The sequence below is a fragment of the Micromonospora sp. WMMD1120 genome, assembly GCF_029626235.1.
In the GTDB taxonomy this organism is placed as follows: Bacteria; Actinomycetota; Actinomycetes; order Mycobacteriales; family Micromonosporaceae; genus Micromonospora.
Genome location: NZ_JARUBO010000005.1, coordinates 2348010 through 2368655 on the forward strand (window position 1 = coordinate 2348010; position 20646 = coordinate 2368655).

Annotated in this window: 22 protein-coding genes; 17 read left to right on the forward strand and 5 right to left on the reverse strand. The window is 70.0% G+C overall.

Annotated elements, in window-relative coordinates; translation table 11 throughout:
• Positions 1 to 251: 251 nt before the first annotated feature.
• The 3 genes from O7634_RS11125 to O7634_RS11135 are packed head-to-tail and all read left to right on the forward strand — an operon-like array spanning position 252 to position 3172.
• Complete coding sequence (locus tag O7634_RS11125) at positions 252 to 836, forward strand: winged helix-turn-helix domain-containing protein (RefSeq protein WP_278150052.1); 585 nt, start codon at positions 252 to 254, stop codon at positions 834 to 836.
• Positions 837 to 878: 42 nt separating this feature from the next.
• A complete protein-coding gene (locus O7634_RS11130) occupies positions 879 to 2369 on the forward strand; it encodes an MFS transporter (RefSeq protein ID WP_278150053.1) in 1491 nt (496 codons plus the stop codon).
• On the forward strand, positions 2321 to 3172 hold the full coding sequence (locus O7634_RS11135; RefSeq protein WP_278150054.1) for a menaquinone biosynthesis protein: 852 nt from the start codon (positions 2321 to 2323) through the stop codon (positions 3170 to 3172). The genes O7634_RS11130 and O7634_RS11135 overlap by 49 nt, the downstream gene beginning before the upstream one ends.
• A 99-nt stretch (positions 3173 to 3271) precedes the next feature.
• On the opposite strand, the gene O7634_RS11140 is transcribed toward O7634_RS11135, so the two are convergent.
• Together O7634_RS11140 and O7634_RS11145 are read right to left on the reverse strand one after the other, a co-directional pair.
• A complete protein-coding gene (locus tag O7634_RS11140) occupies positions 3272 to 4216 on the reverse strand; it encodes a hypothetical protein (protein WP_278150055.1) in 945 nt (314 codons plus the stop codon).
• The gene (locus O7634_RS11145) at positions 4216 to 5202 is read right to left on the reverse strand and encodes a hypothetical protein (protein ID WP_278150056.1); all 987 of its coding nucleotides are present in this window, start codon (positions 5200 to 5202) and stop codon (positions 4216 to 4218) included. Before O7634_RS11145 ends, O7634_RS11140 begins: the two co-directional genes overlap by 1 nt.
• Before the next feature lie 370 nt (positions 5203 to 5572).
• On the opposite strand from O7634_RS11145, the gene paaA reads away from it, so the two are divergent.
• From paaA to paaE, 5 genes are read left to right on the forward strand one after another with little or no spacing between them, the layout of a single operon-like run.
• Positions 5573 to 6649 carry a 1,2-phenylacetyl-CoA epoxidase subunit PaaA gene (gene paaA / locus O7634_RS11150; protein WP_278150057.1) on the forward strand — a complete coding sequence of 359 codons (1077 nt, stop codon included), beginning with the start codon at positions 5573 to 5575 and terminating at the stop codon, positions 6647 to 6649.
• Entirely contained in the window at positions 6646 to 6930 is a 285-nt protein-coding gene (gene paaB, locus O7634_RS11155; protein ID WP_278150058.1) for a 1,2-phenylacetyl-CoA epoxidase subunit PaaB, read from the forward strand. Before paaA ends, paaB begins: the two co-directional genes overlap by 4 nt.
• Entirely contained in the window at positions 6927 to 7655 is a 729-nt protein-coding gene (gene paaC, locus O7634_RS11160) for a 1,2-phenylacetyl-CoA epoxidase subunit PaaC (protein WP_278150059.1), read from the forward strand. The genes paaB and paaC overlap by 4 nt, the downstream gene beginning before the upstream one ends.
• Positions 7649 to 8125 (forward strand): 1,2-phenylacetyl-CoA epoxidase subunit PaaD, encoded by a 477-nt coding sequence (gene paaD, locus O7634_RS11165; RefSeq protein ID WP_278150060.1) that lies wholly within the window; start codon positions 7649 to 7651, stop codon positions 8123 to 8125. Before paaC ends, paaD begins: the two co-directional genes overlap by 7 nt.
• A complete protein-coding gene (paaE, locus tag O7634_RS11170) occupies positions 8122 to 9231 on the forward strand; it encodes a 1,2-phenylacetyl-CoA epoxidase subunit PaaE (RefSeq protein WP_278150061.1) in 1110 nt (369 codons plus the stop codon). The genes paaD and paaE overlap by 4 nt, the downstream gene beginning before the upstream one ends.
• Here the strand turns inward: paaE and O7634_RS11175 are convergent.
• The 3 genes from O7634_RS11175 to O7634_RS11185 all read right to left on the reverse strand — a co-directional run bounded on the left by O7634_RS11175 (position 9219) and on the right by O7634_RS11185 (position 11639).
• Entirely contained in the window at positions 9219 to 9662 is a 444-nt protein-coding gene (locus tag O7634_RS11175; protein WP_278150062.1) for a hypothetical protein, read from the reverse strand. The two genes, paaE and O7634_RS11175, sit on opposite strands and share 13 nt — an antisense overlap.
• A gap of 20 nt (positions 9663 to 9682) precedes the next feature.
• Positions 9683 to 10126, reverse strand: coding sequence for an RloB family protein (locus O7634_RS11180; protein WP_278150063.1), 444 nt, complete (start codon positions 10124 to 10126; stop codon positions 9683 to 9685).
• A 295-nt stretch (positions 10127 to 10421) separates the two neighbouring features.
• On the reverse strand, positions 10422 to 11639 hold the full coding sequence (locus O7634_RS11185) for an ATP-binding protein (protein WP_278150064.1): 1218 nt from the start codon (positions 11637 to 11639) through the stop codon (positions 10422 to 10424).
• Between the two features lie 263 nt (positions 11640 to 11902).
• Here O7634_RS11185 and mqnC point away from each other — a divergent pair, with 263 nt between their 5' ends.
• From mqnC to O7634_RS11230, 9 genes are all read left to right on the forward strand, one after another.
• Positions 11903 to 13093, forward strand: coding sequence for a cyclic dehypoxanthinyl futalosine synthase (gene mqnC, locus O7634_RS11190; protein WP_278150065.1), 1191 nt, complete (start codon positions 11903 to 11905; stop codon positions 13091 to 13093).
• A gap of 373 nt (positions 13094 to 13466) precedes the next feature.
• Positions 13467 to 14717, forward strand: coding sequence for an LPXTG cell wall anchor domain-containing protein (locus O7634_RS11195; RefSeq protein WP_278150066.1), 1251 nt, complete (start codon positions 13467 to 13469; stop codon positions 14715 to 14717).
• A gap of 116 nt (positions 14718 to 14833) precedes the next feature.
• Positions 14834 to 15544 (forward strand): demethylmenaquinone methyltransferase, encoded by a 711-nt coding sequence (locus tag O7634_RS11200; RefSeq protein ID WP_278150067.1) that lies wholly within the window; start codon positions 14834 to 14836, stop codon positions 15542 to 15544.
• 90 nt (positions 15545 to 15634) lie between these two features.
• Positions 15635 to 15859, forward strand: a complete 225-nt coding sequence (locus O7634_RS11205) for a hypothetical protein (protein ID WP_278150068.1) — start codon at positions 15635 to 15637, stop codon at positions 15857 to 15859.
• Between the two features lie 139 nt (positions 15860 to 15998).
• Complete coding sequence (locus O7634_RS11210) at positions 15999 to 17276, forward strand: geranylgeranyl reductase family protein (RefSeq protein ID WP_278150069.1); 1278 nt, start codon at positions 15999 to 16001, stop codon at positions 17274 to 17276.
• A 187-nt stretch (positions 17277 to 17463) separates the two neighbouring features.
• Positions 17464 to 17829, forward strand: a complete 366-nt coding sequence (locus O7634_RS11215) for an NADH-quinone oxidoreductase subunit A (protein WP_278150070.1) — start codon at positions 17464 to 17466, stop codon at positions 17827 to 17829.
• Between the two features lie 14 nt (positions 17830 to 17843).
• Positions 17844 to 18521, forward strand: a complete 678-nt coding sequence (locus O7634_RS11220; RefSeq protein ID WP_278150071.1) for an NADH-quinone oxidoreductase subunit B — start codon at positions 17844 to 17846, stop codon at positions 18519 to 18521.
• The gene (locus O7634_RS11225; RefSeq protein ID WP_278150072.1) at positions 18518 to 19255 is read left to right on the forward strand and encodes an NADH-quinone oxidoreductase subunit C; all 738 of its coding nucleotides are present in this window, start codon (positions 18518 to 18520) and stop codon (positions 19253 to 19255) included. The genes O7634_RS11220 and O7634_RS11225 overlap by 4 nt, the downstream gene beginning before the upstream one ends.
• A 52-nt stretch (positions 19256 to 19307) precedes the next feature.
• Complete coding sequence (locus O7634_RS11230) at positions 19308 to 20633, forward strand: NADH-quinone oxidoreductase subunit D (RefSeq protein WP_278150073.1); 1326 nt, start codon at positions 19308 to 19310, stop codon at positions 20631 to 20633.
• Positions 20634 to 20646: the final 13 nt, after the last annotated feature.

The window sequence follows — 20646 nt, forward strand, 5'->3', positions numbered from 1 at the left end:
CTCGGCCGTCAAGCGGCCTGCAACCCTACGCCCTCCCGTCAATCGCTTCCACCGAATTACCGGCCGGCCCGCCCCCCACCACCCCGGCGTGTCGCACGGCGCCGCCTACCCAGCGTTGATCATGGAGTTAGGGTCGCGACACGCCGGTCGGACTGGCAATAACTTCATGATCAACGGGTCCGGCGTGTGCCGGGCCGGGCTGGGCCGGCGGGGTGATGGCGGGTTCGGAGAGCTGCCGGGATCATGGGCTCATGACCGAGGCACGTCCCGATTCCCACCGGATGGCGATCAGTGACCCGCAGGTGATGCGGGCGCTGGCTCATCCCGCCCGGATCGCGATCATGGAATACCTGAACGCCCGTGCGGAGGGCGGCACCGCCACCGAGTGCGCGGAGGTCGTCGGGTTGTCGCCCAGCGCGACCAGTTACCACCTTCGGGCGTTGGCGAAGTTCGGCCTGGTGGAGCAGGCGCCGAGTCGGGGCGACGCGCGTGAGCGGGTGTGGCGCGTGCCGAGCGCGAGTTGGTTCGTCGACGCGGGGCGGGACGCCGGACCCGCGGCGCGTGCTGCCGAGCAGGCGTTGATGGAGGCGCACGCGGTCCGGGCCATGGAACGGATTCGGGACTGGTCGCGTCGCGCCGGGGACGAGCCTGCCGAGTGGTACGACAAGACGCTGTTCAGCGACTCCCTGCTGCTCCTCACCGCCGACGAGTTGGCGGAGCTGAACGAGGCCATCGTCGCTCTGCTCCGTCAGTACCACCCGCGCCGGCGCCAGGCTGATCCGCCACCGGGTGCCCGAACGGTGGCGGTGCAGTACCTGGCGGTGCCGCTGGCCTGACCGGGGTTGCGTAGACCAGTTGTGAAGGATTATTTTCGAAGTATGTCCTTCACAACTGACGGGTCGCGCTGGTCGGACGTCTGGTTGGCCGCGACCGCTCGGGGCACGACGATCTGCGGCGACTTCCTTGCCGCGACCGCGCTGGCGCTCGCCCTCCAGGGGGCCGGTGCCGGGAGCCTGGCCGTGTCCGGGCTGCTGCTCGCGGCCACAGCGCCCCTGGTGGTGCTGGCCCCGCTCGCGGGCCGCCTCGCCGATCGGATGGACAGCCGTACCCTGCTGGTGACCGTCGGTCTCGCGCAGGCCGCGATCTGCGCGTTCCTCGCCGTCGTCGAGCATCCGGTTCTGGTGGTCGGGCTCGTCACCCTGCTGGCGTGCGGGCTGGCGGTGACCCAGCCCTGCCTGGCGGCGCTGCTGCCGGCGATGGTCCGCCCGGCCGACCTGCCACGAGCCAGCGCGATCAGCCAGACCGCCGTCTCGCTCGGCGCGCTCGGTGGTCCCGCGCTCGCCGGTCTGCTGGTGGGGGAGTTCGGCACCCGCGTCCCGCTGCTGCTCGACGCCGCCACCTACCTCGCGCTCGTGGTCGCGGGCCTGCTGCTGCGGACCCGACGCGGCGGACGGCGCTCCGCCAGCCAGGTCGCCGTGGACGGCCCGACGGCGCGCCCCGCCGACCGGGTCGTCGTGGGCAGCCCGGCCTCGTCGGCCACCACCACCCCCGGGGGTACGCAGGTCAGCTGGCGGCTGCGCCGCGATCCGCTGATGCTGGTCATGGTGGTGAGCACCGCTGTGGTGATCGCGGCGATCGGTGGCATCAACGTGGTCGAGGTCTTCTTCATCAGGGAGACGCTGGACAGTTCGCCCACCATGTACGGTCTGGTCAGCGCCGCCTGGATGGCCGGCATGCTGCCCGGTGCCTGGTTCGCCGCGCGACTCGCCAAACACCTGACGGACGATGCCGCGCTGGTACGCGGGGTGCTCGCCGCCCTGGCAGTGTGCAGCCTGATGGTGCTGGTGGCGGCGGCGGTCCCCGCGGCGGGTGTGCTGGTGCCGCTCTGGCTGATCGGCGGTGCGGCCAACGCAGGCGAGAACGTCTTCGCCAACCTGCTCACCGTCCGTCGGGTGCCGGAGGCGATGCGTGCCAGGGCGTACGCCAGCTACGGCGCTGCGGTACAGGGTGGCTCGATGGTCGGCTTCCTGATCGGCGGGGCACTGCTCGCCGCCGTCAGTCCCCGGCCGCTGATCGCCGGCACCGGCCTGGTGGGGCTGCTGGTGGTGCTGACCTTCGTGCCGGTCGTGATCCGGGCGGTACGGCGAGCGGACGACCAGCCGACCCCGCCCGCGGGCGGGCAGGGCGACCAGCCGACTTCGCCCGCGGGCGGGCCGGGCGACCAGTCGGGCGACCGGCGGTCGGTCGGGTCGAGTGCGGGGTTGGCCACTTCGGGGCCACCTGCCGAGCCGCGGCCGGACCCCGGGGTTACGGTCGGGCCATGGCTGAGCGCATCGCACGCCCGCGAGTCGGGCACATCCAGTTCCTGAACTGCCTCCCCATCTACTGGGGTCTGATGCGCTCCGGTGCCCTGCTCGACGTCGACCTGCACAAGGACTCGCCGGACCGGCTCAGCGCGGCGTTGGTGGCCGGCGACCTCGACATCGGCCCGATCACGCTCCTGGAGTACCTGAAGCACGCGGACGAGCTGCTGCTCCTGCCGGACCTCGCGGTGGGCAGTGACGGACCGGTGCTCTCGGTCAACCTCGTCTCCACCCGGCCGCTGGGCGAGTTGGACGGCGCCCGGGTGGCGCTCGGTTCGACCTCGCGGACCGGGGTCATGACGGCGCAGTTGCTGCTCGCCGAGCAGTACGGTGTTCGACCCGACTACTTCCGCTGCCCGCCCGACCTGACCCAGATGCTGCTGGAGGCCGACGCCGCCGTGTTGATCGGCGACGTGGCGCTCCGCGCCTACCACGAGGCGCCGCAGAAGGGCCTCACCGTCACCGATCTGGGCCAGGCGTGGAAGGAATGGACCGGGCTGCCGATGGTCTTCGCCGTCTGGGCGGTCCGGCGCGACTTCGCCGCCGCCCATCCGGGGCTGGTCAAGGAGGTGCACGAGGCGTTTCTGCGTTCGCGGGACCTCTGCCTGGCCGAGCTGGACCAGGTGGCCGAGGCGGCTGCCCGCTGGGAGGCGTTCGACGCGGCGACGCTGGCCACGTACTTCCGGGCCCTGGACTTCTCCCTCGGCGAGCGGCAGGTCGCCGGACTGCGCGAGTGGGCCCGGCGAGCCGCCGCCATCGGCGAGGCCCCGGCCCTGACCGAGGGTGGTCCGGAGTTCTTCGCCAGCTGACACCCGCCGCTACCTGCGTCCTCGCGCGGCCCTGACGGCCGCGCGACGGCGCGAGTCAGGCGCCGCGCGACGGCGCGACTCGGCTCGCGACGGCGCGAGTCAGGCACCGGGACGGAGCAGCGCCTCGGTGATCTTCTCGCAGTTCTGCATGCCGTAGTCGTAGCCCATGCCGATCGGGTACTTGACCATGACGCCCATCGTCCAGGTGTCGCCGATGGCCAGGCAGTTGATGTGCATCTCCTGCTCCCTGGTCCGGTCGATCCACCCGTTCTTGATGGCGATCTGCTTCCGTTCGGCGGCCGGGAACGCCTTGCGGATGCCGAAGTCACCCGCGCCCCGCACCAGCTTCATCTCGTTGAGCAGCCACTTGGTCCATTCCGGCCCGGCGGCGGTGCCGGTGGCGATGCAGTTGCCCATGCGGGCGGTGTCCCGGGGGGAGAGCGCCGTGCGGGACCAGCCCTTGTCCGGGGCGACGCTGCTGTCGGTCAGCTCACACATGGAGATCAGCCGCTTGATCGAGGCGTCCCGGCCGACCAGGTTGTAGAACTGCTCGGCCCGGGTGTTGTCGCTGTCCCGGATGATCCGGGTCGCGTCGGCGAGCTTCGCGTCGCTCGGCGTCTCACCGGCGTCGGCCGCGCGGCGCAGGTAGTCGGCCACGATCCAGGCTTTGATCATCGAGGCGGTCGTGCTGGTCTCGCCCATGTTCCTGGAGCCGATGATCTTGCCGGTGCGGCGGTCCAGGACGCTCCACGAATACCAGCCCTCGATGTCGAGATCGAGGTTCTTCGCCACGAACGGCAGCGGCTCCAGCGACGGGCTGGGTGACGGCGCCGACGGCTGGCGGGCGCTGCGGTCGGTGGGCGAGCCGGTGGACCGGTTGTCCGCGCTGGAGTCCGCTTCGCCCCACTTGGCCGCGGCGGCCGACTCGAAGGGGGAGCCGGGCAGCAGCCGCAACGACACCAGCACCAGCCCGATCAGGATGACCGCGATGGCGATCAGGCGTAGCGGGGAAGCCTCGCCGTTGCCCCGGCGATCGCCCGCCATCAGAGCTTTCCGACCGGTTGCTGCGGAACCTTGAGCGCGGCGCCCGGCTGCGGGGTGACCAGCTGACTGGCCACGCTGGCGCAGACCTTCGCGCCGTAGTTCAGCCCGAGCTTCTGCGGGTAACGCAGCATCACCGCGAGACTCCATTTGCCGTTGACGGCGAGGCAGTTGACGTGCCAGTTGCCGTCGTAGTTGATCGGGGTCCAACCGTTCTTGATGCTCACCGGACCCTGCGCGGTGATCGACTTGGGCAGGCCGTCGATGATCCCCCAACGACCACCGCCCGAGCTGGGTCTCTGGTCCTTGGCGGCGGTGCTGCCGCGGACCTTGCTCATCTGGTCGAGCACCCACTTGGTCCACTTCGGGCCGGCGGCCTTGCCGTCGGCGATGCAGTCGCCGAGCCGAGCCGCGTCGCGGGGGGACATCCGGGTGAAGCTCCAGTAGCCGGTGTACGGCTTGATGTTGCCGCGCTTGGTGTCGGTCAGCCCGCAGATCTTGATCGCCCGCTGGATCACCGGGTCGGGAACGCTGCTCGTCGAGGGTTTGTACGACCCGCCCGCGGCGGCGTGGACCTTGTTGGCCGCACCGTCGTTGCTGTCGATGATCGCGAGGCTCGCGGCCTGCTTCAACGTCGGGGGCGGCTCCCTGTCACCGAGCTGCCGCAGGTAGTCCGAGACGATCCACGCCTTGATCATCGACTCGGTGGAGCTGGTGGCGGTCATGTTCGGCGAGCCGGAGACCTTTCCGGTCTGCCGGTCCAGCAGGGCCCACGACAAGAACTCACCCTGGTAGTTCACCGACACCGGACCGGCCGCCAGCGTCGGCGGCGGCGGTGGGGTCGGTGCCGGCGCGGCGACGGTCGAGCCGCCTCCGCTGCCTCCGCTGCCGTCGCCGGCGGAGAGCCGGGCGTACGCGGCGGGGACCAGCAGCACGCCGCCGAGCACGACCGCCGCGACGGCGAGCACCATGATCACGCGGGATCGCATGAGTGGGTGAGCTCCAGGTGTCAGGGCCGGGGGGACCGGCTTGTTGTCCGGACGGATCGGCGGATCGCCGAGGCCGGGGGAGATGGCCTCTGTCGAGCGGCGATCGTCTGAAGCCGATCGGTGTGACGGCGGAAAGTCTACGTCCGCTTGCGCGACCCGCCAGCGTCCGACACTAGGCAACCTGGCATAAAGGCGCGATATGGGGTCGGTATGAGGTTATTGCAGCGATTCACGTTTGTTCAGTGGCCCACGTCACGGCCGTAGCACACCGTCGCGGTAGCGCAAAGCACACATTCAAGTACGGATGGCATCCTCGGATTCTTGTTACACCCCCTGGTGCGGCGAGGCGCAAGCTGTAACACTTAGCCTCATGTATGGCAACGACTTCTCCGCCCCCGACGGCGGTCCGGACGAGGCACCCGGCGGCCTGCTGGGCGAGGTCGAGGCCGCCGAGGCCGAGCTGCGGGCGGCGGCGGCGCGCGGACGGCGGGGTGGCCCCGCGCCGGACGAGGACCTGGCGGCGTACTTCGCCGAGGTGATCGACGCCGAGCAGAAGATCGAGCCACGGGACTGGATGCCCGAGGCGTACCGCCGGACGCTGATCCGGCAGATCGCCCAGCACGCCCACTCCGAGATCATCGGCATGCAGCCGGAGGGCAACTGGATCAGTCGGGCGCCCTCGCTCAAGCGCAAGGCGATCCTGCTGGCCAAGGTGCAGGACGAGGCGGGCCACGGCCTCTACCTCTACGCCGCCGCCGAGACCCTCGGCATCAGCCGCGACGAGCTGGTCGGGCTGCTGCTCGACGGCCGGCAGAAGTACAGCTCGATCTTCAACTACCCCACCCTCAGCTGGGCCGACGTGGGCGCGATCGGCTGGCTGGTGGACGGCGCGGCGATCGTCAACCAGGTGCCGCTCTGCCGCTGCTCCTACGGCCCGTACGCCCGCGCGATGATCAGGGTCTGCAAGGAGGAGTCGTTCCACCAGCGGCAGGGCTACGAGATCCTGCACACCCTGGCGCACGGCACCGCCGAGCAGCGGGCGATGGCCCAGGACGCGGTGGACCGCTGGTGGTACCCGTCGCTGGCGATGTTCGGCCCACCGGACGGCGACTCCACCCACTCGGCCCAGTCGATGGCGTGGAAGATCAAGCGCTTCTCCAACGACGACCTCCGGCAGCGCTTCGTCGACATGTGCGTGCAGCAGGCCGAGGTCCTCGGGCTGCGCATCCCCGACGACGACCTGCTGTGGAACGAGGAGCGGCAGGCGTACGACTACACCCAGCCGGACTACGACGAGCTGCTGCGGGTGATCAAGGGCGACGGGCCGTGCAACCGCGAGCGGATGGCGCACCGCCGGGCCGCGCACACCGACGGCGCATGGGTACGCGAGGCCGCCGCGGCGTACGCCGCGAAGCGGGCGGAACAGAAGGAGACGGTAGCGGCATGACCCAACACACCCCGCTCTGGGAGGTCTTCGTGCGGGCCCGGCGCGGGCTCTCGCACACCCACGTCGGCAGCCTGCACGCGCCCGACGCCGAGCTGGCGTTGCGCAACGCGCGGGACCTCTACACCCGACGGCAGGAGGGCGTGTCGATCTGGGTGGTGCCGGCCGCGGCGATCACCGCGTCCAGCCCGGACGAGAAGGACTCCTTCTTCGACCCGGCCGCCGACAAGGTCTACCGCCACCCCACCTTCTACCAGGTGCCGGACGGGGTGGCCCACCTGTGAGCGGCAAGCCGATCGACTTCACCCTCGGGCTCGCCGACGACGCGTTGATCGCGGCTCAGCGGCTCGCCGAGTGGACCACCCGGGCGCCGGAGATGGAAGAGGACATCGCGCTGGCCAACATCGCGCTCGACCAGCTCGGGGCAGCCCGCCTGCTGCTGTCGTACGCCGGTGAGCTGGAGGGCGCCGGCCGCGACGAGGACGCGCTGGCGTACCTGCGCGACGACCGCGAGTTCCGCAACGTGCTCCTGGTCGAGCTGCCCAACGGCGACTTCGCGGTGACCATGGCGAAGCTGCTCTTCCTGGCCGCCTATCAACTGCCGCTGTACACCGCGCTGGCCGGCTGCGCCGACGAGCGGCTGGCCGCGATCGGCGCGAAGGCACGCAAGGAGTCGGCCTACCACCTGGACCACGGCGCGCTCTGGGTGAAGCGGCTGGGCGACGGCACCGAGGAGTCGCACCGTCGGATGCAGGCGGCCGTCGACCACGTGTGGCCGTACACCCATGAGCTTTTCGTCGCGGACCCGGCGGCGCCGGTCGACCCGGCCACTCTGCGGCCGGCGTTCGACGAGGCGGTCGGCCCGGTGCTGGCCGAGGCGACGCTCACCCGGCCGGACAGCGGTTGGGCGCCGGGCGGCGGGCGGGCCGGCGTGCACACCGAGCACCTGTCCTACCTGCTGGCCGAGATGCAGGTGCTGCACCGCGCCCACCCCGGGGCACGGTGGTGAGCGCGAGGACGGCCGCCGCGAGCGTGGTGGACCCGGAGATCCGGGTGGTCACCATCGACGAGCTCGGCATTCTGCGGGCGGTCGAGGAGGACCCGGCCAGTGGGCGGGTCACAGTGACCATCACCCCGACCTACACCGGCTGCCCGGCGATGGACGTCATCCGCGCCGACATCCGCCGCGCGCTCGCCGCCGCCGGCCATCGCGACGCGGAGGTCCGCACCGTCTACAGCCCGGCGTGGAGCACCGACTGGATCTCCGCGGGTGGGCGGGCGAAGCTCGCCGCCGCCGGGATCGCCCCGCCCGCGCCGACCGCCGGCCCCGGCGTCGTGCCGTTGACGCTCGCGGTCCGTTGCCCGCGCTGCGGCTCACCGGAGACCGAGCAGGTCAGCCGGTTCGGCTCCACCGCGTGCAAGGCGCTGTGGCGCTGCCGCTCGTGCTCCGAACCCTTCGACCACCTGAAGGCGCTGTGACTGTCACCATCACCCGCCCGGTCCGTCGCCGGCCGGTCTTCCACCCGCTTCCGGTCGCCGCCGTCGACCGGCTCACCGACGACTCCGTGGCGGTGACCTTCGCCGTACCCGAGGAGTTGCGCGCGACCTTCGCGTTCCGCGCGGGTCAGCACCTCACCGTGCGGCGGGTCGCCGAGGACGGCGCCGACGTGCGCCGGTCGTACTCGATCTGCTCCACCCCGGACGACCTGGCCCGGCACGGCCGGCTGCGGATCGGCGTGCGCGAGGTCCCCGGCGGCGCCTTCTCGGCGTTCGCCTGTGGAGCGCTGCGCGGCGGCGACACGGTCGAGGTGCTGCCGCCGCTGGGCACCTTCACCACGGCGTTCGCGCCGGACCGGGTCCGCCACTACGGCGCCGTCGTCGCCGGCTCCGGCATCACCCCGGTGCTCGGGCTGGTCGCGACCGCCCTGGCCGTCGAGCCGGCCAGCACGTTCACACTGGTGTACGGCAACCGCACGGCGAACACTGTGATGTTCGCCGAGGAGTTGGCCGACCTGAAGGACCGCTACCCGACCCGCCTGCACCTGGTGCACGTGCTCTCCCGGGAACAGGGCGAGTCGCCGCTGCTCTCCGGGCGGATCGACGCCGACCGGACGGGCCGGCTGCTGGGCAGCATCGTGCCGGGCGACGCGATCGAGGAGTGGTTCCTCTGCGGCCCGTACGGCATGGTCGTCGACGTGCGGGAGGTGCTCACCGCGCGCGGGCTGCCCGAGTCGGCGGTGCACACCGAACTGTTCCACGTCGACGCGCCGCCGGAGCCGGTGCGCCGCCCAGCCGAGCAGGCGGGTGCCGGCACCGAGGTCACCATCGTGCTGGACGGCCGCTCGTCGAGCTTCACCATGGGTCGCGAGGAACGGGTGCTGGACGCCGCGTTGAAGGTGCGCGGCGAACTGCCGTACGCCTGCAAGGGCGGCGTCTGCTCCACCTGCAAGGCGAAGGTCGTGGACGGCGCTGTCACGATGGCCCGCAACTACGCCCTGGAGCCCGACGAGCTGGCCGCCGGCTACGTGCTGACCTGCCAGTCCAGCCCGACGACTGACAGGCTGACCGTCGACTACGACGCCTGAGGGGTACTCAGGCTTCCCCTCTCCAGCAGCTTCTGCCGGAGGGACTGAAGTGGTCCGTTGCTCCGGACGTGGGTCCACTGCCCCCAACCGTTGATGTCGTGGCCGACGCACGCCTTGAGCGCCGGAGAGGGCTTGGCGTAGGTAGACCCGTCGGGGAGGCGGAGGTGCCCATCGGTGGTCACCACCGCCCGGTGTGTCCTGCCCTTTCGTGACTGCACGTGGATGAGCTCGTCCCCTGGGGCTAGCAGCTTGGCTTCGATCAGACCCATGAGGTCGCCACCCGGCCGCCCAGCCTCCTTCGCCTTCTCAGCGCAGAGGTCGATCCCTAACAACCGGCGGAGTACGTCGTTCTCACGATCGACGAAGGGCTCCGCGTGCCGCTGGAGCAGGGCGTACACCTGGTCGTCGATCTCGATCCTGTGCATCGGCATCGTGCGCGCTCCTCACGTTCTTATAAGGGGTTGCTGGCGGCGTCGGTCTCCAGCGCCGTTACCAGGCCTGGCACCGAGGTCGAGGGGTTCCTGTCGGCCAGCGGCCGGTCTGCACTCAGCCTGTCCAGCCGCGCTGCTCGACGAAATGCGTCAGGGCGCCCTGCTCTCAGAGCCTCGTAGTCCAGGAGCTTTCCGCGCCGGCTATAGCCACACGGGTGCTCTTCCAGCCGCCGACACGCCTCGATGGTCGTCAGGTATGGCAGATCCTCGTGGAGTAGGAGGTAGACCTCGAAGCAGGGATTCGAGACGGCGCAGTTGACGCCGTGCCGCCCAGCCAACGCCAGTGCCGCGCCGAGGCGGGCGTGTGCACGCGGTGCCTCGACATCGAAGACGCACCAGACCTCGTCGTAGCCATCACCCTGGGCAGCGGCCCGGTCAGCTTCCGCGATGGCCTTCTCCACCACGCCGTACGCCTCACCTGGCCCGAGAAGACCTCGATCCGTACGGTGCCTGCCCGTAGTTCGCGGCGCAGGCCCTTGAAGTAGAGGGTTTCGGTGTTCTCACCCTCGCAACAGATCAGGTAGGTCTTGCGTTCCTGTCGACTTCCGGGCTGGCGTCGCAGCGATTTGCTGGGGCGGGCCATCAACGGGCAACCGAGGAGCTGCGGAGGTCTACAAGCGGCACGGAAGAACTCTAGCCATCAAGACACTGAACTTCACTGTTCGAAGTTTGCAAGTTTCAGAGTTTTCGCAAAGAAGGTCAGGCGGCGCGGGTTGGCGGGCTCAGGAGGCTGAGCACCTCCTGGTCCAGGAACGGCACGGCACCGTAGCGGCCCTTCAGGTACCTGCCCTCGACGTCGTCGAGACCACCGCGCACGCGGAACTCGCTGAGGGGGTAGAGCCGCGTCGCGCCCCCGCTGTCCTTTTCGGTGAGCCAGATCTGGTCTCGACCGAGCCGAAGATTCCGGTGGCGGCCGAGCAGCCCGACGTCATGGCTGTTGAAAATGAGCTGTGCGCCATGTGGATTGGTGTCCGGCTCGTGGAAGAGTCGAATCAGTTCGGTGGTGAGGAGCGGGTGCAGCTCACCGCCCAGGTCGTCGACTGCCAGTAGTCCGCCGGCGTCGAGTGCCCGCACCGCCAGTTGCAGGAGATGGAACCAACTGTGGGTTCCCGCCGACTCCCACAGCCAGGGCAGAGGTGCTTTCCCGTCCTGGGTGTGTGCTGAGTGCACAAGCTCGACCTGCGGGTCGTTCGGGTCGGCGCCAGGGTCCGACTCCCGCTCGACGACGGTCGCGCCGACAACTCCCAGATCCGCGAATCGGAGGAGCGCGAGCATTCGCTCGTCCGGTAGCACGTGTGGAGGTCGAGCTGTCGAGACGTCCCCCGAGGCGACCATCTGGCGAGGGCTGAACCAGCGGTAGATTTTGCTCAACTGTGGGTGGTTGAGCGTGGCCGCCGCGGAGAGGAAGAGGCTGTTCGGTCGCACGGTCTCCGCGATCAGCTCGCGCGGACCAGTCAGGTTGTTGCCGAAGTGCAGCGACCTGCCGTCCCGCTCAAGGTAGATCTGCCGCCGTCCCTTCGGGAAGGCGTACAGCCACTCGTGCCGGATCTCCTCGTCGTCCAGTGCGAAACCGAACTCGTATCGCACGTTCTCGACGACGAAGTCGAAGACAAACTCGCTCGGCCGAGATCCGCTCGCGTGGTCGAGCCGGAACGGCCACCGGCCCGGGATCGGTTCTTCCGGTAGCCACCGTTGGTGAGACAGTCGGACCGCGTCGCGTGCGAAGCCGAGGGCCTTGATGACGTTGGACTTGCCTGAAGCGTTCGGGCCAAAGATGCCGGCCACGGGCAGAGCGTACAGCTTCTCCCGTGGCACCGGCTTGACGGCGAGGCCCGGGTGGTCGTCGGTGGCGACGAGGCTCAGCTCGGCTTCGTCGCGAAGCGAGGCGAAGTTGGTCACTCGGAAGCGCAGCAGCATCCTCTACCTCAACTCCTAACCCTGGAACAGCTATTACACTACCCGGTTCAAGTCTCCAGGCGTCAGAAAATGACACCCAAGCCCTTGTAAAGCGTGCTTTCTGGTGATTCCGGGGCGCTGAGCGCGAGTCGATCATTCTGGGTGCGGAGGTGTGCTTCCAGTAGGTAGCGCCGGTACGGGACGGCAGCGACCGGTGCGCGGACTGGATCACAGCCCCGAACACCCTGGAGGGGGAGGGCTTGCTGTCGGCGTACGCTCGGGTGGTGACGGTGAGCCGGGAGATCGACGACATCCTGCAGCGCGGCGCGGACGGCGGGCGGATCACGCCCGAGGAGGCGCTGGTGCTCTACACCGAGGCGCCCTTCCACGCGTTGGGCGAGGCGGCGGACGCCGTCCGTCGGCGGCGCTACCCGGACAACGTCGTCACGTACCTGATCGATCGCAACATCAACTACACGAACGTCTGCGTGACGGCGTGCAAGTTCTGCGCGTTCTACCGGGCGCCGAAGCACAAGGAGGGGTGGACCCACCCGACCGAGGAGATCCTGCGCCGGTGCGGCGAGGCGGTCGAGCTGGGCGCGACCCAGGTGATGCTCCAGGGCGGGCACCACCCCGACTACGGGGTGGAGTACTACGAGGAGCTGTTCTCCTCGGTCAAGCAGGCGTACCCGCAGCTGGCCATCCACTCGATCGGCCCGAGCGAGATCCTGCACATGGCGAAGGTGTCCGGGGTCAGCCTGGACGAGGCCATCGCCCGGATCAAGACCGCCGGCCTGGACTCGATCGCCGGCGCCGGCGCGGAGATGCTGCCCGAGCGGCCCCGCAGGGCGATCGCCCCGCTCAAGGAGTCGGGTGAGCGCTGGCTGGAGGTCATGGAGCTGGCCCACCGACAGGGGGTCGAGTCGACCGCCACGATGATGATGGGCACCGGCGAGACGCACGCCGAGCGGATCGAGCACCTGCGCATGATCCGGGACGTGCAGGACCGCACCCGTGGGTTCCGGGCCTTCATCCCGTGGACGTACCAGCCGGAGAACAACCACCTCAAGGGCCGCACCCAGGCGACCACCCTGGAATACCTGCGGCTGGTAGCGGTGGCCCGGCTCTTCTTCGAGACGGTGCCGCACCTGCAGGCGTCGTGGCTGACGACCGGCAAGGACGTCGGGCAGCTCGCCCTGCACATGGGCGTGGACGACCTCGGCTCGATCATGCTGGAGGAGAACGTCATCTCCTCCGCCGGTGCCCGGCACCGCTCCAACCTGCACGAGCTGATCGCCATGATCCGCTCGGCGGACCGCATCCCCGCGCAGCGCGACACCCTCTACAACCGGCTCGCCGTGCACCACACCCCGGCCGACGACCCGACCGACGAGCGGGTGGTCTCGCACTTCTCCTCGATCGCCCTGCCCGGCGGCGGCGCGGGTCGGTCGCTGCCCCTGGTGGACGTCAACTGACCTGGCCGTTCGGCTGATCGACACTCATGCTCCCGCCGAGCAGCGCCGGCGGTACGGGTGGTCCCCGCCGCCGCACCGACAGGCTGTCCGCCGCAGGGGTGGTGCGGATGATCGTCGGCGGCTAGCGTCCCGGCTCGTATCCGTTCGTACCACGACGCGTCGGCGCGCCAGCGCTGGTCGGGACCGTCCTCCATCGACCCGCTGAGGGTCGTTCATATAACGCACGGCGGTACGGGCGGGGTGGGCGACCATCCCGCCCGTACCGTCTGCGGCCCCGGCCGCACCGAGGAGAGCCCGTTGGCGTGGCTGATCGCCCTCCGATAGCGTCCGCTCGTTGCGCAACCACCCTTTCTTCCCTACCCCCGGGGGACTGATGACAGCGATCCACCGCTCGACGCTGGTTCGTGCCGGTGTCGTGGCGTTGCTGGCGGCCGGCGGCCTGGCCGCCGTGGCCGTCCCGGCGCACGCCGCCGACCAGGCCGACCTGGCCCTGGTGCCGATCAGCTACGAACTGGCCAAGGGCGTCAAGGCGGCCAAGGCCAAGCCGTTCAAGTTCCGGGTCGACAACAGCCGGAGCGCCGTCGCCGCCAGGAACGTCAGCTACACCGCCAACATCAAGCTGTTGAACAAGAACAAGGTCGGCGTCGTGGTGCCGGACGGCTGCCAGGTGCAGGGCAGGACGTTCACCTGCCAGCTCGGCGACGTGCCGGCCGGCACCAGCGAGGAGTTCGGCATCCCGCTGTTCTCCACCGGTGGTCGCGGTGACGCGGGCGCGCTGATCGTCAAGATCGCGGCGAGCAACGCGCAGTTCGACGCCGACGAGATGAAGGTCGAGCACGCCATCACCGTCGGGAAGCCCGGCTACGACCTGACCAGTTGGGTGCAGGACGTCCAGGCGAACGTCGTGGTCAACGGTGTCAAGGGCGACGACCCCGACCTGCGTCCGGTGCGACGGGGCGAGACGGTGCCCCTGGACTGGGCGGTCTACAACGACGGCAGCCGCAAGGCCACCGGCATCTTCTACGGCCTGACCCTGCCGGTGGGCGTGACCTTCGCGCAGAAGCCGGAGGGCTGCCTGGAGCAGGTGTTCGACGGCAAGCAGCAGTTGTTCTGCGAGGACGCCGGCGCGATCGTGAAGCCCGGTGAGTACTACACAGCGGATGTCCGGGTGACCGTCGGTGAGGACGTGACCGAGCCGGTGCTGCACGAGGGCGACCTCTTCGCGCAGGGGCTGGACGGCGCCGAGGGGCAGCCCGAGGAGGAGCCGGAGGTCGCCAGCTCGGCGCAGCGGAAGGCGTTCACCGAGGTCGACGTGGTGGACAACCACACCACCTTCGAGGCGTTCGTCGACCTGACCTGGACGCCGCCCACCACGACGCCGACCCCGACGCCGACGGTGACCCCGACGGCCACGCCGACCGCGACGCCGACGCCGGGTGCCACCACCTCGCCGACCGCCGGTGGCGGCGCCGGCGGTGGCGGGCTGCCGGTGACCGGTGTGCAGGTCGGTGTGATCGGTGCCATCGGCGCTCTCATCCTGCTGGCGGGTGGGGCGCTGCTGGTGCTCTCCCGTCGGCGCAAGGTGGTTCTGGTCGCGCCGGGCGACGAGAAGTCGACCGACTGACGGTGCTGACGACGCGAGGGCGGGGTGGGCGACCACCCCGCCCTTTCGTGTGGTGGGGTGTGGGACGTGTCACGCCGCCGGTTCCGGTGTCCGCGCGGGCTGGCAGAGTGGGTCCGGTGAGCCGTGAACCGCAGGGGCGACGCGCCAGCCTGGACAAGCAGCCGCACGAGGTCGCCGCGATGTTCGACGGGGTGGCCGAGCGTTACGACCTGACCAACACGATCCTCGCCTTCGGGCAGGACCGGTCCTGGCGTCGGGCCACCCGGGCGGCGCTCGGGCTGCGACCCGGCGAGCGGGTGCTGGACATTGGCGCGGGCACCGGCGTCTCGACCCAGGACCTGGCCCGCTCCGGGGCGTACGCGGTCGGCGTCGACCTGTCGCTGGGCATGCTGCACACCGGCAAGCGGACCCGTCCCGAGGTGCCGCTGCTCGCCGGTGACGCGCTACGACTCCCGTTCGCCGACGCCAGCTTCGACGCGGTGACCATCTCCTTCGCGCTGCGCAACGTGCACGACACCGACGGGGCGCTGCGTGAGCTGGCCCGGGTGACGCGGCCCGGTGGCCGGCTCGTGATCTGCGAGTTCAGCACCCCGGTCAATCCGGCCTTCCGGACCGTCTACCTGTCGTACCTGATGCGTTCGCTGCCGGCGGTCGCCCGCCGGGTGTCGAGCAACCCCGACGCGTACGCCTATCTCGCCGAGTCGATCCGGGCCTGGCCGGCGCAGGCCGCGCTGGCGGGACGGGTCGCGGCGACCGGGTGGGGACGGGTGGCCTGGCGCAACCTGACCGGTGGCGTTGTGGCCCTGCACCGGGGGGTCCGCGAGTAGCGGCGGTGCCGCCCAGCCGGGCAGTGCGGACATTACTCAGGTTTCGTGAATATCGGTTTTTGGTCCACTTTGCCCCGTAGGCTCGATCGCATGACCGGATCAGAGCCGGCGGCCCCGGTGACCGCCACCGACGACGACGCGGCCGAACTCATCGCGCAGTTGCGCGCGTTGGCCGGGGCCGATCCGGGGGAGGTCCGGCTGGTGGTCGCCGAGGTGTTGGCGGCACTGGACCGGGCGGCGGGCGGTGCGCTGCGTGAGCATCTGCCGGAGACCATCCGGATCGACGCGGGCCTGGAGTCTCCCAGCCCGGCGTGACACCCGGCCGCTGTGGACGGTCAGGATCTGTCACATTGGCGAGTTAGGTACCCCTGACCCTGCGCTGGTATGACGCCGGTCATACACTCGTCCCGTCTGGCTTGTGAAGCATTTCACGAGCGTGCGGGAGGAGGCGCGAATGACCGCGGTGGAACACGACGCCGACGTCATTGTCGTGGGTGCCGGTCCCGGTGGGTCAGCGACCGCGTACCACCTGGCTCAGCACGGTGTACGGGTGCTGTTGCTGGAGAAGACCGAGTTCCCCAGGGAGAAGGTCTGCGGCGACGGGTTGACCCCGCGCGCCGTGCGCCAGCTCGTCCGGATGGGTGTGGACACCTCACCCGAGGCCGGCTGGCTGCACAACCGTGGCCTGCGGGTCATCGGCGGCGGCGTGCGCCTCGAACTGGACTGGCCGGACCTCGCCAGCTTCCCCAACTACGGTCTGGTGCGCACCCGACTGGACTTCGACGACCTGCTCGCCAGGCGCGCGGTGGCCGCCGGCGCCGAGCTGCGGACCAGCGTCAACGTGCTGGGCCCGGTGCTCGACGAGAGTGGTCGGGTGGTCGGCGTGGAGGCGGAGGTCGGGCCGGGCAAGGAGCCCGCCACCTTCCACGCTCCGCTGGTCGTCACGGCGGACGGCGTCTCCGGTCGGTTCCCGCTCGCGCTCGGGCTGGCCAAGCGGGAGGACCGGCCGATCGGCGTGGCCGTCCGCCGCTACTACCGCTCGCCCGCGAAGCACGACGACAACTACCTGGAGTCCTGGCTGGAGCTGCGCAGCAAGGACAGCGGCGACAACCTGCTGCCGGGCTACGGCTGGATCTTCGGTCTCGGCGACGGGCGGGTCAACGTCGGCCTCGGCGTGCTCAACTCGTCCTCCGCGTTCGGCAAGACCAACTACCGCCGGCTGCTCACCGACTGGCTCGCCAACACCCCGGCGGACTGGGGGATGACCGACGAGGCCAACGCCGACGGCCCGATCCTCGGGGCGGCGCTGCCGATGGGCTTCAACCGGGTGCCGCACTACACCCGCGGCGTGCTGCTGGTGGGCGACTCCGGTGGCATGGTCAACCCGTTCAACGGCGAGGGCATCGCCTACGCCATGGAGTCCGGCGAGCTGGCCGCCGAGGTCGCCGTGCAGGCGCTCGCCCGGCCGGCCGGCCCGGAGCGGGAGCGGGCGCTGCTGGCGTACCCGAACGAGCTGAAGGCCCGGCTCGGCGGCTACTACCGGCTGGGCGGCATCTTCGTGAAACTGATCGGCCGCCCGGAGATCATGCGGATCGCCACCAAACACGGCATGCCGCACCCGACCCTGATGCGTTTCGTGCTCAAGCTGTTGGCCAACCTGACCGACCCGCGCGGTGGGGATGCGATGGATCGCGTCATCAACGCGATGACGAAGGTGGCCCCGGCCGTGTAGCGCGCGGAGTGGGCGGGTCCCGCGGTCGCGAACGATTGTGGGAACCGTCTAGGTAGGACGGCATCGGTGCTGGTCACAGCCCCGGGGCCGACAAAGATCGACCCCCGCCGACTGCCACTGCGAGGGACGTGAATAGTGTGATTTTCGTCAAGCACCGAGGGCAGGGAAGGACGAGCAGGAGAAAACGATGTCGCTCTCGCCTTACGCACCGATCATCGGGCTGTTCGCCCTCGCCGCGGCGTTCGCGCTGTTCTCCGTCGGCGCCGCCCGCTTCACCGGTCCCCGTCGCAACAACAAGGCCAAACTCGAGGCGTACGAGTGCGGCATCGAGCCGAGCCCGCAGCCGGTCGGCGGCGGACGGTTCCCGATCAAGTTCTACCTGACGGCGATGCTCTTCATCGTCTTCGACATCGAGATCATCTTCCTCTACCCCTGGGCGGTCACGTTCGACGCTCTGCCGATCTTCGGCTTCGTGGAGATGGTCCTGTTCATCGTCGCGGTCTTCGTCGCGTACGCCTACGTGTGGCGTCGCGGCGGCCTGGACTGGGACTGAGGAAGGAACGTCAGATGGGCATCGAGGAGAAGCTTCCCGCCGGCGTCCTGCTCACCTCGGTGGAGAAGCTGGTCAACTGGTCCCGGAAGTCGTCCGTGTGGGGCGCCACCTTCGGCCTGGCCTGCTGCGCCATCGAGATGATGGCCGCCGGTGGTCCGCACTACGACATGGGTCGGTGGGGCATGGAGGTCTTCCGGGCGTCCCCCCGGCAGGCCGACCTGATGATCGTGGCGGGCCGGGTGAGTCAGAAGATGGCCCCGGTGCTGCGCCAGATCTACGACCAGATGGCCGAGCCCCGCTGGGTGCTGTCGATGGGCGTCTGCGCCAGCAGTGGCGGCATGTTCAACAACTACGCGATCGTGCAGGGTGTCGACCACGTGGTGCCCGTCGACATGTACCTGCCCGGCTGCCCGCCCCGCCCGGAGATGCTGATCGACGCGGTGCTCAAGCTCCGCGAGAAGATCATGTACGAGCCGCTGGGCGCCGGCGGCCGGCGGATGCTGGCGGCCCGCCAGGAACGGGGCGACGTTCCGGTCGTGCCGTACGGCTCGATGCCGTCCTCCTACCGCAGCGACAAGGCCCGGCGTGCCCAGTGGACCAAGGCGGTCCGCGAGGGGCGCGAGGAGCAGCTGCGGATCGAGAACTGGATGAACGCCCAGAACCACCTCCACCCGCAGGCAGGCCCGAAATGACCTCACCCACCGACAAGCCCAACGACGGCGGGGTGCCGGTACCGGTCACGCCGGCCGGCGCCAGCAGCACGGCTCCGGCCGAGTACCCGCCGGCCAGCGCCGCCGGGCGCGGCATGTTCGGCAACCAGGGCACCGGCGACGTGTCCGGCTACGGCGGTCTGGTCCGCCAGCGCCAGCCCATCGAGGAGGCGTCCCGACCGTACGGGGGCTACTTCGACGAGGTCCGTGACGCGTTGGAGGAGGCGTACCCGGCCTTCGGTGACGCGGTCGAGAAGGTCGTCGTCGACCGGGGCGAGTTGACCCTGCACATCCGCCCGGAGCGGATCGCCGAGGTCTGCCAGGTGCTCCGGGACGACCTGGCGTTGCGGTTCGAGCTGTGCTCCTCGGTGTCCGGCGTGGACTACCTCGGCGCCGACGAGCGCCGGCTGCACGTGGTCTACCTGCTCACCTCGATGACCTACCGGCGGCGGGTCCGGCTGGAGGCCGCGGTCTCCGTCGAGTCCCCGCACCTGCCCAGCGTGACGAGCGTCTACCCGACCGCCGACTGGCAGGAGCGGGAGGCGTACGACATGTTCGGGATCATCTTCGACGGCCACCCCCACCTGACCCGCATCCTCATGCCGGACGACTGGGAGGGGCATCCGCAGCGCAAGGACTACCCGCTCGGCGGCGTGCCCGTCGAGTACAAGGGCGCGGAGATCCAACCGCCGAACGAGCGGAGGTCGTACCAGTGAGCGCGAGGAGTGAGCTTGCGAGCCCCGCAGTCGTGAACGGAGGGCGGGCACTGTGACGACGTCGAACTACGCCAGTGAGCACGAGACCGAGGAGGGCCGGGTCTTCACCGTCACCGGTGGGGACTGGGACACGATCGTCTCGGGCACCGATCCGATCAACGACGAGCGGATCGTCGTCAACATGGGTCCGCAGCACCCGTCCACGCACGGCGTGCTGCGGCTGATCCTGGAGCTGGAGGGCGAGACGGTCCGCGAGGCCCGTTCCGTCGTCGGCTACCTGCACACCGGCATCGAGAAGAACCTCGAATACCGCAACTGGGTGCAGGGCTCCACGTTCGTCACCCGGATGGACTACCTCGCTCCGATCTTCAACGAGACCGGGTACGCGCTGGCGGTCGAGAAGCTGCTCGGCATCACCGACGACATCACCGAGCGGGCGACGACCATCCGCGTGCTGATGATGGAGCTCAACCGGATCTCGTCGCACCTGGTCTGGTTGGCGACCACCGGCATGGAGCTGGGCGCGATCTCGATCATGCTCTACGGCTTCCGCGAGCGGGAGTACATCCTCGACATCTTCGAGACCATCACCGGCCTGCGGATGAACCACGCGTACGTGCGGCCCGGCGGGGTGGCGCAGGACGTGCCGGACGACGCGATCCGCAAGATCCGCGAGTTCCTCAGGGTGATGCCGAAGAAGCTCAAGGAGTACGAAGACCTCCTGTCCGGTCAGCCGATCTGGACCGAGCGGACCAAGGGCGTCGCGGTGCTGGACGTGACCGGCTGTGTCGCGCTCGGCGTGACCGGCCCGGTGCTGCGCTCCGCCGGCCTCGCCTGGGACCTGCGCAAGACCATGCCGTACTGCGGCTACGAGACGTACGAGTTCGACGTGCCGACCCACCCCGACGGTGACGTGTGGGGTCGCTACCAGGTCCGGCTCGCCGAGATCCGCGAGTCGCTGAAGCTCGTCGAGCAGGCGGTGGACCGGCTCAAGCCGGGCCCGGTCATGGTCGCCGACCGCAAGATCGCCTGGCCGGCCCAGCTCGCCATCGGTGTCGACGGCATGGGCAACTCGCTGGAGCACGTCGCGAAGATCATGGGTCAGTCGATGGAGTCGCTGATCCACCACTTCAAGCTGGTGACCGAGGGTTTCCGGGTTCCGCCCGGCCAGGTGTACGTCGCCATCGAGGCGCCCCGCGGCGAGTTGGGCGTCCACGCGGTCTCCGACGGCGGCACCCGCCCGTACCGGGTGCACTACCGGGAGCCGAGCTTCGTCAACCTCCAGGCCCTCCCGGCGATGGCCGAGGGCGGCCTGATCGCCGACGTGATTGCCGGCGGCGCCTCGTTGGACCCGGTCATGGGGGGTTGTGACAGGTGAGTGCGAGGAGTGA